General features: G+C 23.5%; 16 protein-coding genes and 1 other annotated feature. Of the genes, 1 reads left to right on the forward strand and 15 read right to left on the reverse strand.

All coding sequences use genetic code 4. The features are described 5' to 3' along the window. Window positions 1–271: 271 nt before the first annotated feature. The 7 genes from STABA_RS03275 to STABA_RS03305 all read right to left on the reverse strand — a co-directional run bounded on the left by STABA_RS03275 (window position 272) and on the right by STABA_RS03305 (window position 10932). A complete protein-coding gene (locus STABA_RS03275) occupies window positions 272–829 on the reverse strand; it encodes a hypothetical protein (RefSeq protein ID WP_156006503.1) in 558 nt (185 codons plus the stop codon). Window positions 830–845: 16 nt separating this feature from the next. Continuing rightward, complete coding sequence (locus STABA_RS03280; RefSeq protein ID WP_156006505.1) at window positions 846–3491, reverse strand: valine--tRNA ligase; 2646 nt, start codon at window positions 3489–3491, stop codon at window positions 846–848. Between the two features lie 49 nt (window positions 3492–3540). After that, window positions 3541–3711, reverse strand: a binding site (T-box leader). A gap of 550 nt (window positions 3712–4261) precedes the next feature. After that, the gene (locus STABA_RS03285; RefSeq protein ID WP_170264693.1) at window positions 4262–5038 is read right to left on the reverse strand and encodes a hypothetical protein; all 777 of its coding nucleotides are present in this window, start codon (window positions 5036–5038) and stop codon (window positions 4262–4264) included. A gap of 141 nt (window positions 5039–5179) precedes the next feature. Beyond that, window positions 5180–6064 (reverse strand): hypothetical protein, encoded by an 885-nt coding sequence (locus tag STABA_RS03290; protein ID WP_156006509.1) that lies wholly within the window; start codon window positions 6062–6064, stop codon window positions 5180–5182. A gap of 69 nt (window positions 6065–6133) precedes the next feature. Next, window positions 6134–6394: a hypothetical protein gene (locus tag STABA_RS03295; RefSeq protein WP_156006511.1), complete on the reverse strand. Its 261-nt coding sequence runs from the start codon at window positions 6392–6394 to the stop codon at window positions 6134–6136. A gap of 193 nt (window positions 6395–6587) precedes the next feature. Further along, window positions 6588–7415, reverse strand: coding sequence for a hypothetical protein (locus STABA_RS03300; protein ID WP_156006513.1), 828 nt, complete (start codon window positions 7413–7415; stop codon window positions 6588–6590). A 571-nt stretch (window positions 7416–7986) separates the two neighbouring features. Then, window positions 7987–10932, reverse strand: coding sequence for a cation-translocating P-type ATPase (locus tag STABA_RS03305; RefSeq protein WP_156006515.1), 2946 nt, complete (start codon window positions 10930–10932; stop codon window positions 7987–7989). A 109-nt stretch (window positions 10933–11041) separates the two neighbouring features. On the opposite strand from STABA_RS03305, the gene STABA_RS03310 reads away from it, so the two are divergent. Then, window positions 11042–11440 carry a hypothetical protein gene (locus tag STABA_RS03310; RefSeq protein ID WP_156006517.1) on the forward strand — a complete coding sequence of 133 codons (399 nt, stop codon included), beginning with the start codon at window positions 11042–11044 and terminating at the stop codon, window positions 11438–11440. Window positions 11441–11470: 30 nt separating this feature from the next. Here the strand turns inward: STABA_RS03310 and STABA_RS03315 are convergent, their stop codons facing one another. The 8 genes from STABA_RS03315 to STABA_RS03350 all read right to left on the reverse strand — a co-directional run bounded on the left by STABA_RS03315 (window position 11471) and on the right by STABA_RS03350 (window position 17209). Further along, window positions 11471–12292 (reverse strand): aldo/keto reductase, encoded by an 822-nt coding sequence (locus tag STABA_RS03315; RefSeq protein ID WP_156006519.1) that lies wholly within the window; start codon window positions 12290–12292, stop codon window positions 11471–11473. Window positions 12293–12340: 48 nt separating this feature from the next. After that, on the reverse strand, window positions 12341–13168 hold the full coding sequence (locus tag STABA_RS03320; RefSeq protein ID WP_156006522.1) for a hypothetical protein: 828 nt from the start codon (window positions 13166–13168) through the stop codon (window positions 12341–12343). Between the two features lie 60 nt (window positions 13169–13228). Beyond that, window positions 13229–14089, reverse strand: coding sequence for an HAD-IIB family hydrolase (locus STABA_RS03325; RefSeq protein WP_170264694.1), 861 nt, complete (start codon window positions 14087–14089; stop codon window positions 13229–13231). A gap of 69 nt (window positions 14090–14158) precedes the next feature. Continuing rightward, entirely contained in the window at window positions 14159–15016 is an 858-nt protein-coding gene (locus STABA_RS03330; protein ID WP_156006526.1) for an HAD-IIB family hydrolase, read from the reverse strand. Between the two features lie 35 nt (window positions 15017–15051). Further along, window positions 15052–15639 carry a ribosome biogenesis GTP-binding protein YihA/YsxC gene (gene yihA / locus STABA_RS03335; RefSeq protein ID WP_156006528.1) on the reverse strand — a complete coding sequence of 196 codons (588 nt, stop codon included), beginning with the start codon at window positions 15637–15639 and terminating at the stop codon, window positions 15052–15054. Next, window positions 15633–15971 carry a hypothetical protein gene (locus STABA_RS03340; protein ID WP_156006530.1) on the reverse strand — a complete coding sequence of 113 codons (339 nt, stop codon included), beginning with the start codon at window positions 15969–15971 and terminating at the stop codon, window positions 15633–15635. Before STABA_RS03340 ends, yihA begins: the two co-directional genes overlap by 7 nt. Before the next feature lie 148 nt (window positions 15972–16119). After that, window positions 16120–16653 (reverse strand): hypothetical protein, encoded by a 534-nt coding sequence (locus STABA_RS03345; protein WP_156006532.1) that lies wholly within the window; start codon window positions 16651–16653, stop codon window positions 16120–16122. Continuing rightward, window positions 16643–17209 (reverse strand): hypothetical protein, encoded by a 567-nt coding sequence (locus tag STABA_RS03350; protein WP_156006534.1) that lies wholly within the window; start codon window positions 17207–17209, stop codon window positions 16643–16645. Before STABA_RS03350 ends, STABA_RS03345 begins: the two co-directional genes overlap by 11 nt. Between the last annotated feature and the right edge of the window lie 12 nt (window positions 17210–17221).

The raw sequence follows: 17221 nt of genomic DNA on the forward strand, positions 1-17221 counted from the left end.
TTGGAAATATTAATCTGTTAAAAACTTCTCTTTACTAATATTTAAACGTTTTTTTATTTTCGGTCATATTTGTTGTAAACATTATTAATTGATGCATAAAATAAAGAGAAACTTCTTTTATCAGGGTCCTTATTATTATTTTTTAAATTTAAATAATCATTTTTTATTTCTTTTAAAAAAGAAGAACCTAAGTAGACCATTTATTGTAAAATTAATGGTCTACTTAGGTTTGGTCATTCTAATTATATTTACTTTATTGAAATATAGTTTTTTATTCTTTAATAGGTGTTATAACAAATTTATTATAAAGATCTTTTGCAAAACTTATTGATAATTGATGCATGCAATTAATTCATTTTACAATAGTTTTATCAGTGTCTTCTTTATTTTTTTTATTTAATGCTTCATAATAATTTAAATATTTTCCTACATAAGAGCTGTTCACTTCTTTAATATCTTTTGGTTGAATTCCGTTATAATCTTTAAAAATAACTAACTTAATATTATATGCAAAACTTAAAAAAGTATTTTTAATATAACTTTGAACATCATCGTTCAATCTAAAATTCTTTTCTACTTCTTTATCATTTTCATTTTCTTGTTCTGATATAGCTTGAACGAAATTTGCAAAATCATGAACTTCTGTTAGATTTTCTAGTTTTTCTTTTTCATTTTGTATATCGTTCAATTTAGCTTTCACTTCATCTTCATCTTTTGGTTGTAAAGGAATATCATATCCTACAAACATACCTAACTGACATGAAGTTGTTAAAAAAGAAGTTGAACATATCAAAGTAAATGATGATAACCAGATTATTTTTTTTAGCATTTAATTCCCTCTTTTTTTAGTTTTTTAACTTATTAAGTTTTTCTATAATTAAATTATATTGAGTTTTATAATCTTTTGCTTTATGTTTTTCTAATTCTATTTTTTTAACATCAGCTTTTTCTAGAAAGTTTTTATTAATTAAAATTTTTTCAGATCTTTCAATCTCTTTTTCTAACTTAACTTTAGTTTCTTCTAATTTAATTATTTGTTTTTCATTATCAATAAAATCAGCATTTGCAATTTCTAAAAAACAATCTCCAATTGGAACACTAGTAAATTCTTCGCCTATTTCTTTTAATTCTATTGCGGAATTAACAAGCGTTTTTAAAAATTTATTCAAATCATTTATCATTGATTTTGCTATATTTTTATATTTTGAATTATGATAATTTAAGTTAAATGTTAAATGTAATTCATTTTTTAATTCTTGATTTAATCTAAATTCTCTAATTTTTTTAATAGATTCTATAACTAGACTTTCAAAACCTTCAATTTCATAATTAAATTCATTTATTTCATAATATTCTTCTAAAATTGATGTTTTTAGATCTAGTAATTGATATATTTCTTCACTAACAAACGGCATTAAAGGATGTAAAAGTAGTAATATTTGTTTTAAAGTAAATCCCAAAACTGCTAGTGTAATGTTTTTGGCATTTATATCATTTGAGTTTATTTCTGCTTTTGATAATTCTAAATATCAATTACAAAAATCATCTCAAATAAAATTATAAAGTATTTTTCCAGCAAGTGTGAACTCATATTTATCAAAAGCAATAAAAAATTCTTTTTGAGTTATTGAAAGTTTATTTAAAATTCATTTATCAGCGATATTGTTACTTTCTTGTAAGTTTGATATGATTTTATCTAACTCTTTTTTATCAGGGACTTTATCAATATTTAGCATAACAAATCTTGATGCATTTCAAATTTTATTTACAAAGTTTCAACTGGCTCTTAATTTTTCTTCACTATATCTTAAATCTTGCCCAGGAGAAGAATTTGTCAATAAAAAGTAACGCATAGAATCTGCTCCAAAGTCTTGTACAACTTGCATCGGATCAACACCATTTCCTAATGATTTTGACATTTTTCTTCCTTGTTCATCTCTAATTAAACCATGTAACAAACAATCTTCAAAGGGTTTATTTTTAGTAAATTCTAAAGAACTAAATACCATTCTTGCAACTCAAAAGAAAATAATATCATATCCAGTTACCAGAACATTAGTCGGAAAATATCTTTCAAATAATTTTGAATTATTTTTTCCGTTTCAATTTAGTGTTGCAAATGGTCATAACGCTGATGAAAATCATGTATCTAAAACATCTTCATCTTGAAATCAATTTTCAATATCTTTTGGAGCTTGTTCTCCCACATAAATTTCATTAGTGTTTTTGTTATATCATGCAGGAATTTGATGTCCTCATCATAATTGTCTAGAAATTGTTCAATCATTAATATTTTCCATTCATTTATTTAAAACATCATCAAATCTTTTTGGATAAAAGTTGATTTTATTATCACTTTTTTGTAAATCTAAAACTTGTTTTGCTAATGTATCCATTTTCACAAATCATTGCTCTGATAAATATGGTTCAACAACGGCATTACTTCTTTCAGAATATCCCACTTGATGATCTATTTCTTCTTTTTTTATTAATAAATCAAGTTTTTGCATTTTTTCAACAAGTTGTTTTCTTGCTTCAAATCTATCTAAACCTTTGAATTCTAAAGATTTTTCATTCATAGTTCCATCAATATTCATACAAATAATTTGGTCTAAATTATACTTTTTTCCAATAATATAATCGTTTGGGTCATGTGCCGGAGTACATTTCATAACTCCTGTTCCAAACTCAACATCAACATACTCATCAGCTATAATTGGAATAAGTTGATTATTTACTGGGTTAATAACTTTTTTACCTATATAGTTTTGATATCTTTTGTCATTTGGATTAACAACAACACAAGCATCTCCAAACATAGTTTCAGGTCTTGTGGTTGCAATTATTAAATAATTTTGTTTATCATTTTCAAAAAAGTATTTAAAATGATACATTCCACCTTTAGTTTCTTTGTAAATTACTTCAATATTTGAGATTGCTGTTTTTTGAACTGGATCTCAATTAACAATTCTTTTATCTTTATAAATTAAACCTTTATTATACATTTCAACAAAAACTTTATTTACTAATTTATTCATCTCAGGAGAATAAGTAAACTTTTCCAAGCTGTAATCTAAACTTAAACCTAATTTTTCTCATTGATTTCTAATTGTTTGAGCATACTCATCTTTTCACTCTCAAACTTTTTTTACGAAAGCATCTCTTCCAATTTCAAAACGACTAATTTTTTGTTCTTTTAGTCTTTGTTCAACTTTTACTTGGGTTGCTATTCCGGCATGATCCATACCTGGTAGATATAAAGTGTCAAATCCAGATAATTTTTTATATCTAATCAAAGCATCTTGTAAAGTTCCGTCTCAAGCATGACCAAGATGTAATTTTCCTGTTACATTTGGCGGAGGAATAACGATTGAATATGGTGGTTTTTTTGAGTGAATATTTGCTTTAAAATAATCATTCTCTAGTCAAAACTTGTACTTATCTTTTTCAACGATTAAATGATTATATTTTTTATCAAGTTCTTTTTTCATAAACTAGATTCCTTTCATAAAAAAAGTTCCTATTTATTTATTAAAAATAAATAGGAACGAATAAATATCCGCGATACCATCCTAATTAGTCTATTAAATAGACCCGCTTAATTAGTATTAAGTTTAGAATTGTATAACCTTCAAAATATAGTTTTATTAGTTCACACCAACCACTAACTCTCTGTAAAAACTAATTATTTTTACTCCTTACAATTTTTAACAGCAATGTTATTATACACTTTTTAATAATCACATAACAATATAGGTATTATAAAGAATGCAAACACATTCCCTATTATAGATATGAATGATGAAATGACGTTTGATATTGTATGAATGAGTAAGTTTTGTGAATTAATTTTAAAAAAGTAAAATAACATAATCCATATCGCAATTATAATATATGTTATTAATGCTTGAACAATACAAAATATTATCCCGATAGTAACCATTTTAGTATTGTTTTTACGTATTTGTTCGATCATTACAAAGTTAGATAATAGAAAAATAAAGACTATAAAACCTAATTGAACTCATAAAAATCCTTTATAAATATGAATAGATTTTAGATGTGACAAAATAGCTAAAATAATCCCGACAATTAAACAGCCAGTAAAGCCAACAAACAAAAAACCTATCTTAAGTTTTCCCACTCTTTTTTTCTCCTTTGTAGAGTTTAATTATATAAAAGTACATTAAGTATATTAAAATTTTATTTTATTTTAAAAGATTATTTTTAAATTTAAAAATAAAACTTAAAAATTAATATATTAAATCACACTTGTATTTTGGATAAATTCAAGTGCATATGGTGGTTCTGAACTCTTTTTAAAAGTAGTTAGTAAAATAGATTTTTTATAGTTAGCAATAGCTATATCTTCATCTTTTTGTTGATCAAGATAATTTTTGATTAAGTCTTCATTATGACTATAATTTATTAATAATGCATAAGCTTTTGCGTTATTTTCATATAAATTCTTTTTAATTTTGATATTTTTTAAAAATCTTCTTGTAACTCTTTCAGAAATTCTTAAAATAGAAATTTTTAAACAAAATCAAAAAATTGATGTAAATAATATTGAAATTAATATTAAAAACGAAATAACTATAATTGTTAAATGAAACTCATTTGAAAATAAATATTTTATTCCTGGGAAAATATCTGAAATAAAACTATCTTTTATTCCTTGATTAAAGTCTAATCAGTTATCAAAGCGGAAAAAGTAGCTAAAGTTCATATTAAAGTTTTTATTGAAATAACTTGAAATATTAAATATATAAAATGAACTTAATGCTAAAAAAGGAACTAAACAGCAAGCCATTTTAAATAATATTTTCATATTATCTTTTTTAAAAATTCAAAGATAAGATTTTACAATATTTTGATCAATTAAAAACTTATCAACTAAACGCATTAAAAGAGAAATATATTTAGAAATAAAGTATATTGCTAAAGTTATACCAATTACTAATTTTAAAACTGTAGAGATATAGTAGTCCGTTCTTGTTTTTATTAAAAAGTCAAAAACTGGTGTCACAACAAACATTAAAAAACATATAAAAAAGTTTATATATCTTTTAAAGTAATTCTTAAGTTTTAATTTCGTTTGTTTTAAGACTTTCATATATTCACTCTCTACATAATTATAATTATTTTACTATATATACCTATTAAATGCTAGTTTTTATTAAATTGCATAAAAATCTAAAAAAATTTGATCATATACTCTTTCAATATAATACAATTGCTTGCTAGCTCTTTTAGAAAATTTATTTTTTAATCTCTCTTGTAATAAATTATAGTAACTTGTTCATATATCTTTGTAAGAATTTAATATTTTTTTGTTTAATTCACCAATATCTTTTGATTCTTGTAAATTTAAATCATCACTATTTAAAGTTACAAAAATACCATTTTTTGAGCTTAATTCTACATTTTTACAAGTTAAATTAAGTTGTTTATCTCCTCATTCGATATTTTCAAATAAACTTTCATTTGAATAATATTGATCTTTAACTAATTTTGAATAGTTATTTTGAATATTTTTTTTGCTTGTAGTAATAGCGCTTAATGTGTTGATAAATGATGGTACTAATAAAATATTTAAAACTATATTAATTATTGACATTATTAATGTATCTGTATCAGTATTCGTTCCAATTTTTTGAGTTTCATAAAAACATATGATTGCAGTAATGATTACCGAACATATTGTTCAAGTCATGAATCAAAGTGGTTGGTAATCCACTTCTCTTCCAACTTTAATTTTATTTTTATCTACTTTTAAAGAATATTCAAAAACTTTTATATATTTAAAGTATACATTTAGTCCAAATCAATTTATAATAACAAACTTTATAACTAAATAAAAAGTTAAAACTAATATTATTATACTTTCTCATGATTTTGCTCCTTTTTCTATAGCTACTCCTTTTGCAATTGCATAAATAAATAAAGAAACAGTTAATAACAATAATATTTGATCAATAATAAAATAAGCAAATTTTATTGGTTTGAATACTAAAATATTTTTTATAAATTTTTTTTGATTATTCAATAAAGCTACTTTCATAAATCCCCCTAGTAAAATAATGACCATATTTTTAAATAGTTTTAATAATATATGTTTATTAATATTTTATTAATTAATATTTTCTTGTTCAAATTTATTCATTTTAGATAGATTTTCAATAGTTTTATCGATTTTTAAAGACACTCTAAAATAAAACAATCCAAAATCAAGAGCTTTTTTTACTTTAAAATGCTCTATATCTTTTATGTTTTTATTTTTAGTTAAAAACAATGCCCCGCAAACTGAAGAAATTAATAACATTATATCAATTACTAGTAATAACGCTATTATTCCTGTCTTCCAACTAGAAAAGTTTTTTCAATTTAACATAAGCACGACTGCTCCTGATATAAAAAATAATATAAAAAGAAAAATTGAAACTATGAATATTTTTAAAACGGATTTTTTATATTTGTCAACTTTTAATTCCACTTTATAATCATTCCTTTTTTATATTATACAATATTGTCATTAATGATATCAATACTATAAATAAATTTTATCTATAAAAACTCTAAATATACTACATTTCTTGTCGTTTTTTAGCACTTTTAGATTTTGTTAAATTTTTAACTTTAGTAGAAATTTTTTTTGTAAATTCTTCATATCTATCTCGATATTTATTTTTTAGATAAAATCCTAAATTATTAACAGATATTAATAAAAGATGTTGTAGAACAATCCATGTTCCAAAAACCACTATAACTATAAAAATATATAAAGGTACAGAATTAGTTAAAAATAAATCTTCTTTTTCAAAATCTAAAAACTCATAAGGCCATAGATGAATATCATCTTGCAAATAAATTAAACCTCTAATATAAATATAAAATAAATAACATACAGGATATAAACACGATATATAAATATCTCTTTGTTTAATTCATTTTATGTAACTTAATTTTTGTTTACATGATGTTATTGGAAATATTATAAACAAAATTAATGGACATATAAAGTGAGTTACAATTGTACATGCGATTTGACTTTTTGAATAAGCACTTAACATGTTTTCTTCAGAAACTAAAGAATAAATAATACCTGCTCAAAAAACTAAAAATACAATCATATTTCAGTTCATTAAAGAAAATTTGAAACCTTCTGAAGTAACTCCAACTGGTTTTTTATTATATGAAAATATTTGAAAAAATAATCAAACAATTGTCATTATATTAACATGAACTGACATATAGCTCATTAAGTCTTCAAAGTTTCTAGATTTTGGCTGATCATAGTATCAATATTCGTGAAAACAACACTCATATACTCCTCAAATTAGAAAACTTAAAAAAAACAATGCTAGAAATAAATAACAATATCAAATTTTACTTTTATAGTATATTTTATTCATAAATTAATCCTTTTTTAAATTTTTTTTATTATATCATAAATATAAAAAGCAGTGTTTTAAATCTAATTTCCATATAAAGAATAAAAGCAATTAATACTGAATTACTTTTATTCTTTCATAGAAGTTGAAAATGATAATGTTACATAATATAATATTGAAAATATCAAAAATGATATATAAATATAAATTGTATCTTTTGTAAAAGGTACAATTATTGGATAAACAATAAACAAAATAATAACAATAGTTGTAAAACAAACAATAATATTAAGGACATTTTTGATTTTCAAACTTTACTAAATAAAATAAGTATTTAACATTGAAGTTGTTATCGTTAATAACCCTACAATTACAGAAGGAATAATGATAGCTAAGTTTCGTCCAAATAATAATATTGCCAATAAACTAATAAATCCAAATGAAATAAATATAACTAATTTTGTCTCTCGTATTTTTGATAAATAAATTTAATATTAAATATAGTATAGTGCAAAGAAGTGTTATTATAAATTTATTTTAATTACTTGCTAATAGAATAAAAAAACTGCATTTTATTTATGCAGATTTTTTATTATTTTTGTTGTTGTTTTTGTTTTTTTAATTTTGCTTTTTCTTTTTCAGCTGCAGCAATAGCTTTATCTACTTCTATAAATTCTTTTACTATTTTTTGATTTCTTCTTCAAGGATCTGGGAAATAGTGATAACTGACAAATACAACCCCATCAACAAGCAAGATACCAACTGTTGGTAATATTACCAACCCAAAGATAACTGGAAGCATATATCAATGATCAAAGTATTCTTGAGTATTTAATAAATTTAAAATATTATTATTAATTCCCGGTACAAATAAAGCAATAGCATTTAATGCTGCTGCAATAAATGAAGCTATAATTAATGGTTTATTTGTTACAAAATTGATTTTTTTACTTGTTTGTCATTGACTTAATTTAATAAAATTCGCAAACAAACAAGGAGCACATGTGATTGTCATAAAAATTGAAGTTCTTCCATAATCTCCAATTTCAATTTTTAATCCCATTGGTATTTCAGGGTGATTTCGATAAACTTGGAATCAACCTTCTTTCGCTAAAGTCGCAGTATCCAAATCTGCATATTTTGCAATATTATCTGGATCATTTTTAAATGTATCTAGTATTTTTTTTAAATGATTTTCATCAACAAACGACATTCCAAAGTAAAATGCAGCTATTGAACAAATTGTTAAAAAGAAGATAATTTTCATCATTGAAAACCATATTCCTTTAAATAAGGAGTTTTTACCTTTAATTGGTTTGACTTTCATTAAACTTGGATCATTATTTCCCATACCAACCGCTAAAGCAATACATGATTCAACTATTAAATTCATTCATAAGATATTTGTAGCTTCTAAAGGAGAAACGGTATTTATTGTTGAAAGAATAAATATTGATAAAACGTTTGCTAAGTTAACTCCTAGAATAAAAGTAATAGCTCTTTTGATTTTTGCATAAACGTTTCTACCTTCATTTACACCTTTAATAATTGTTTCAAAGTTATCATCAATTAAAATAACATCAGCTGCTTGTTTTGCAACATCAGTTCCTGTAATTCCCATTGCAACACCAATATCTGCTTTTGCCAGTGATGGTGCATCATTTACCCCATCCCCAGTCATACTGGTAATGTTTCCTCTTTTTTGTAAAGCATTAACTATTCTTACTTTATGTTCTGGATTAACTCTTGCAAAAACACGAATTTGTTCAATAATGTCAAATAATTGTTCATCATCCATTTCATTTAGTTTTTCAGAACTCATAACTTCAGTTTCGTCTTGTGCTAATTCTAAATCTCTTGCAATTGCAAGAGCAGTTACAGCATGATCTCCTGTAATCATAACAACTCTAACACCAGCTTGTTTTGCTTGACGAACAGCAGAAACTGCAGATTCTCTAACAGGGTCAATCATTGCAACAGCACCTAATAAAGTTAAATCAGATTCTAAATCTTCATTTTGATTATCAATTGTTTTATAAGCGAATGCCAAAACTCTTAAAGCATCTCTTGAAAGTTTTTTAGCAATATTTAATAATTCCACTTTATCTTCTTCTGTGATGTCTCTAATAACATTATCAATCATAATTTTTGAACAACATTTGATTAATTGATCAATTGCTCCTTTTGTAAATACATTATATTTATCATCAATATTATTGACAGTTGTCATCATTTTTCTTTCACTATCAAAAGGTAATTCATTTACTCTTGAATAAAGTTCTCTTGCTTTTTGTTCATCTAAACCGGTTACTTCTGCAAAATCAACTAATGCTAATTCAGTAGGATCCCCAATTCTTTCATCGCCTTCAGTAACTGAGTCATTACATAAAACTAAGGCTTTTAAAAATAAATCCAAATGACGATCTTTTTTATGTTTTAAATAATCTTTTGCTTCAGATATTTTATTATCCATAACTAATTTAGTTACTGTCATTTTATTTTGAGTTAAGGTTCCAGTTTTATCTGTACAAATTACATTAACACTTCCAAGAGTTTCAACTGCTTTAAGTTTTTTGACAATAACATTTTCATCAGCCATTCTTCTAGCGCTTAAACTTAAAGTTACTGAAATAATTGCTGCTAAACATTCTGGGATAACTCCAATTGCAAGTGTAATTGCAACCATTAAGTAGTTTGATCATGCAGTTCTGTCTCCAGAGAAGAATAATGCAATAAAAATGATTACACCTAATGAAAAGCTTAACAATGCAATAATCATTGTAAAAAATCCTAATTTTTTTTCTAATGGCGTTGCTTCTTCATCATTTTCATTAATTGAAGTTGCAATTTTTCCTATTTCAGTGTCAACTCCAACTTTAATAACAATACCAATTGCTCTTCCTGCTGTTGTAAACGTTGACATAAATCCAATATTTTTCATTTCCGCTAAAATACTTGTACTTATAATTTCTTTTGAAGTTTTTTCAACAGGAACTGATTCTCCAGTTAAAATTGATTCATCAATCATCAGTCCGTTCGCTTCAATTATTCTAATTTCTGCAGGAATATATTTTCCCGCTTCTAAAACAACAATATCTCCAACTACCAAACTTGATGCTTCAACTTCTTGTTGATTTCCATTTCTTATTACAATTGCTTTTGGTTTTGACAAACTTTTTAAAGCATCCATTGACTTTCTGGCTTTTAATGTTTGAAATGTTTCTAAAATCGCATCAATAATAACAATCATAAAAATGACAATAAAATCGATAAAGTCTTCTAAGTTCACTTTTCAAGTTGTACCAATTAAAGGAGCAACAACACTAATTATTGCAGCTACCATTAATATTATTTGAATAGGTTCAAATAAGGAATGTAAAAAAACTAAATATCATGGTGTAACTTTACCTTGAGGTAGTTCATTTTTACCATATTTAGTTAAATTGTTTTCAACTTGTATATCATTCAATCCTTTTTTAATATCTGAGTTTAAATTATTTGCTATATCTTTTATACTTTTCGAAAGATAATCATCCACGTTTGTTTAATTCCCCTTTATTTCTTAAAAATCTAGTAAAATTATATCAAATAGAAAATAAATATACAAAAAATATTGTAAAATTATTAAATATACAAGGAGGTTTAAAATGTATAAAAACCAAATTGAACAAGCAATTAATTATTTTAAACATCAAATCACAGTTAAAGCAAAAGAAATATTAATAGAAACTACAAGAATAAATTTAGAAAATAAATTTAATATAATAACAAATCGTGCATTAATTGCATTTTGAAAAGCAATTCAAATTTTTCCAGATCAAGAAGATATCAATGTAACACTTACAGCAACAAAAGTAGCAAACGAAATTGAAAGCAGTAGTATGAAAAATCAAATTAATAATTTTACAAGAAGTTATAATAATGCTGGAGTTGGATTACAAATGGATGAAATTTGTGAATCTGAAGTTGTAAAAATGCTTAATATATTTTTTATATCTGGAAATTGTGATTTAAAAATTCTTAATTTTATCTTAAATAACATTTAAAAAAGCGCATGGTTGCGCTTTTTTAAATATCTAAAAGTTAAAATTACTTGGATCTGGTCCATCTCTTTGTTCTTTGATTGTTGCAATCAAATCTAAGTCTTCTTTTGTAAGAGTAAAGTCATCAATATTTGCATTTTCTATAACTCTTTGTTTTTTTGAAGATTTTGGAATAATAACATAATCATTTAATTCAGCTCACTTTAAACATATTTGTGCTTCTGATTTGTTATATTTTTTTGCTAATTGATTTAATTGTTCAACCTCAAAACATTTTCCTCTAATTAGAGTTCCTCATGATTCAACAACAATTTCATGTTTTTTACAATAATCTACAAGTTCTTTACAAGTTAAAGCTGGATGCAATTCAAATTGATTAATAACTGGTTTAATTTTTGCAACTTTCAATAATTCTTCTAAATGTTCAACTAAAAAGTTACTTACTCCAATTGATTTTACCTTTCCTTCTATTACAGCTTCTTCTAAAGCTTTTCAACACTCTAGTCTTTTTGGTGTTGGTCAATGAATTAATAATAAATCAATATATTCAATACCTAATTCATTTAAGATTACATCAATTTCTTTTTTAGTATCTTCATAAGCATGTGAGCTATTTCAAATTTTTGAAGTAATAAAGATGTCTTCTCTTTTTACTCTTGTACTTTTGATAGCTTCCCCTACTGCTTTTTGGTTTTTATAAATCATTGCTGTATCAATATGACGATACCCTGCTTCAATTGCCGCTTGCACAGCTTCAAAGATTTCATCTTTTTCTTTTAACTGATAAGTTCCAAGACCCATTTGTGGAATATTCAATCCATTGTTGAATTTTATATCTTTTTTTAGAATGCTCATTTTTTTCCTCCATTCACTAAATATTTTAGAACAAAAAAATAAAAAGTATTAACTTTTTATTTTTTTAACAAATAAATCTATTTCTGCAGATCCGCTAAATAATGATTCTGGAGGATCTCCATACATGGTTGCTTTTAAATGAATGTGGTTATCTATTCCATCATTATTTTTTACTTCATTAATAGAATCAAACTTAAATTTTTGATTTACTAAATCCATAAAATCTATTTTATATTCGTCTAAAAATTTTGTTATTTTATGAGTTTTATCACTATAAATTGCTGTCATAATTGAAATGATATCAGCAATTAAATTATTATATTTATCTTTATCATTAAGAATTGCATTATAATTTTGACTAGTTATATCCAAACTATATATATCTAGTTTTTTTTGCAAATCATCAATCGGGATTGTATTATTACCATACATTGCTTGATATGCTATTTTTGTTTCAACAACATCAGATCAAACTAATTTATCTTTTTGCTTTATAGCATTTGCAGTTTTTACAATTAAGTTTAATTCTGGTATCTTATCATTTGTTTCGTAATTATTATAATTAGAAATAGTTGAACTAATTTCTTCATTTGTAAAATTAACATATACTTCTTTTTCAAAAGTTGGTTCATTTTTCATAGTGTTAGATCATTTAAAATTTTTTTCTTCTTTTAATTTATCCATTACTTTGTTGGCTCTAATTAATGCATAATCACCAGAAATATATTTTTTATATTTTATTTCTTTTTCTATTTCATCTATAACAGTATTTTCTGCAATTGATAAACTTCTAGAAGCTTTTTTACAAGCAATAATCGGTTGAACATTCACACCAATTAAACTACCAACACTTAAAAACAAAAGCAACTTTTTCATTATTTGACCTCCAATTAAGTCTTGTATAATTATACAAAATTTTATTAGTATAAATCTATCTTATTTTTTAAATTCTTCGACTAATTCTAAAAGTTTTTTACCAACACCATCTTGATCAATTGGTAAAATAACTTCTTTTGCCAATTCTTTTATACCAGGAATCGCATTTCCTACTGCATAAGTATTTTTAAAATTTCTAAACATTGGATAATCGTTAAATTCGTCACCAAAAACATAAATATTATCTTCACTTATTTCCAAATATTTTGCTAAAGCTTTTAATCCTCAATCTTTTCCTGCACCTTTTTTATAAATTTCAATTGTAATTAAATCTTTATAATCAAATTTTAAAGTTGCTAATTCAAATTTACTTAAAGTTTTCATTGCGCTATTATATTCTTCTTCGCTATAACAACTTACATTTAACGAAGTAAATGAACCTTTTACATTTTCTTTGATTGCATGATATAATTCATCTCTTGTTTTATAAAAATGAGTTAAGTCATCTAAAGAATTTACAAAATTATGTTTTTCTTGATGATCTTTATCAGCAAAATGAATTGTTTCTAAAGCATATATTTTTATATCATTTAATAAATAAAAATCAAATCCATTTTCATATAAAACATCTAATATTTCATTACCTTCTTGATTTGTAAAATGATGTTGAGCAATATATTGATGTGTTTTTGGATCAATTAAACTTGTTCCATTTGTTGTAATAATTGGTAAAGATACATCTAAATCAATTGCATGTTGAAGTGCTGAAAAATAATTTCTTCCAGTTACAATTGTAAATGCATTATTAGTTTTTTGCATAAACTCTTTAATTAATTGTTTATTAGAATTTGTTAAAATGTTTCCTTCTTTTACGATTGTTCCATCAAGATCTGAAGCTGCAACTTTTTTAAATTTACTCATATTCATATTTCCTTTTTTATCTTTTATTATTTTAAACCTATTTTTATCAATAAAAGAAAAAAACATTTATTAAAAAATGTTTTTTTCTTTTAACTCTATTAATTTTTTTCCTACTCCATTATTATTAATATTATCTATTATTTCATTTGCAATACTTATAATTTCAGGAACAGCATTTCCTACTGCAAAATTATTTTTTAAACCCTTAAACATTGGAATATCATTTACTTGGTCACCAAATACATAAATATCTTGTAAATCAACTTTTAAATAATTTGCAAGCATTTTTAAACCACTTAATTTATTTACATTTGGTTTAAAGTATTCAATTGTTGGTTGATCAAAATAAGCAAAAGTTAATTTACTAAAGTTATAACTTTCAAATAATTTTTCAATTTCATCAAACTCTTGTTTTGTTTCATACTCAATAAACACTGAATTATAATATTTACAATCTTTTTTGATTCCTTGATATAGTTCATTAAAATCATCATACAAATGATAAATATTTTCATCAATATTACTATTTTTAAACTTATCTCTTCTAAAGTGTTTATTTCAAATTGAAGTTTTTAAACAAAATATTTGAAAGTCATTTACTACACTAAATCTAATATTATGTTTTAACATAATATCTAATATTTTAAAATATTCTTCTTTATTAAAATGTAATGAATCTATTAATGTTTCGCTAACCGGATCAATTAATGATGATCCATTAATTGTAATAACAGGTAAAGTTACACCAATATCTTTAATATGATTTTTTGATGAAAAAAATTGTCTTCCTGTTACGACACTAAATGCATTATTAGTTTCTATCATAAATGCTTGAATATCTTTTTTTGTTTCTTTTAAAAGTTCATTTTCTTTTGTAATAATAGTTCCATCCAAATCTGAACAAACTATTTTTTTAAAACTTGACATGAATACCTCTCAACTTAAATATAATATATCATATTTTAATTTAAAACAATTTGTTCAATTAAATCAATCGCTTTATCTAAATTAGCTTTATCAACCGATGAGATTGATAAAAATATATCATTTTTATCTAAATCTAAGGTTGATTTTACTAATTTTTCGTTTTTTATAATATCATTTTTTTTACATTTATCTTTTTTTGTAGCGATTATTAAAACTCTAATATTATTTGTTTTAAAAAATTGATATAAACTTATATCATCATTGGTTGGTTTATGTCTTAAATCAACTAATTGACATACTCCTTTTAAATTACTTCGATTTAAAAGATATTCTTCCATCATTATACCGAAAGCTTCTTTTTGAGAAAAACTGACTCTTGCATAACCATAACCTGGCGCATCAACAATGCGATATGCTGAGTTATTAATATCAAAAAAGTTCAACAATCTTGTTTTTCCAGGTGTTGAACTAGTTTTTGCTAATTTATTTTGATTACATATTGCATTAATAAAGGTCGATTTTCCAACATTACTTCTTCCAACAAAACATATTTCTGGTACATTATCTTCGATTCAATCTTTTTTTGCAGCACCAGATTTCATAAACTTAGCTTGTTTTATCATTTTGAGACTTTTTTTTGTATCCTTTTAATTGGCTTTATTAATTTTTGATACTCTTTTTCAAAAATTTTTTCTTCTTCAGTACTAGTATCTGGTTCTAAAAGCACTACTTCATAGTAATATCTATTCAATTTATTAACAAAATCGCGTTGTTTTTCTATTTCTTCTTCAATAATTGAGTTTCTAATGTCATCTTTTTGATATTTTTCTATTAAAGACTCTAAAAGAGATTGCTCCATTTCTAGGTAAGAAAAAAAGTCATCTTTTTTGATTTTCTTTAGGTTTTTTTTAGAAAAAATTTTTTTTTCTTCTTTATTCAAGAACTTTTCTAACATAAAAACTCACTCCTTTATTTTTCATAATGATTATAGTTTAAAACAACAAAAAAACCAAATAAACTATTTAATATAACCCCTATTTATCTAGGTCTTATGAGAAAATAAATATTCTTATTTTTTATAAGATTATTAGAAAATATATATACTATTTTTCATCAAAAAAATCTTTCAATTGTCATGAATATTTAACTTGATAAACTTCTCTTAAATTAGATTCACTACTGTATGAAATAACTAAATAATTTCTTTTTAAAGTGTTCGAAATAGCAATAATTGTCTTTTTTTTGATAATTGTATTATCTAAAAAATAATAGCTTTCATTTGCTTCTACAATTAGCATTGCCTTATATAATTTAGTTCCAACTATTATTAAAACAAATATAAAAACTATATAAGCTAAATAAGAACCAGTAAATAAATATGAATTTAATCCAGTAATTTCATCTTTTTTATAAATATTTAAATACACTATTAGACCAATCATAAGACCTAAAATTATAGGAAAAACACAATATGTAATTGCATAAAATCAATATAATATTTTTTTACTATAATAAACTCTTTTGTTTTCTAGTTTTTTTAATGCTTTCATTTTTAAGTTTATTCATACTACAGATCCAAAAAATAATAAACTTACTAATGTTATAAAAATGATACCTATTAGCATTTTATTTGCCATTTTCTTGCTCCTTTATTAATTCATTAAAACTTAAAACTAAATTTACATCTTCTAAATCGAATAAATATCGCTTATTTGCAAGAACTAATTCAATCCCTTTTATTCAATCTCCAATATAAAAAGTATAACAAATTAATGAAACTATATTTTTTAATTCAACTTTTAAATATTTTTGTTTAAACTCAATAACTAAATGTTTATTAGTTAAAAACAAGTTTGCAAATTCAGATGTTAGTTTATTATCATTATAATAATACTTATAATCACTTATTCTTAGTTTATTATCGGCTTTTTCTTTTTTTCTTTTTCGATAATATATTTTAATTGCATTTTGATTAAAATAACAAACTTCAGTATCTGGTAATTTATAGTTTATATTTACTTTTTCTAGTTTAAAATCTTTTTGTTTTTCTTGAAATTTTTTTAAATACTCATTATTAATTGTTTTATAACCTTTTATTCTAATTGAATAAAATAATGCTAAAAGACCACTTACTAATAAAGCACAAAGTCAAATAGATATAAAAATTATTAAAACATAATCTCGATTTTGCATATTTTACCTTTT

The sequence above is a fragment of the Spiroplasma tabanidicola genome, from assembly GCF_009730595.1.
GTDB classification, from domain to species: domain Bacteria; phylum Bacillota_I; class Bacilli_A; order Mycoplasmatales; family Mycoplasmataceae; genus Spiroplasma_A; species Spiroplasma_A tabanidicola.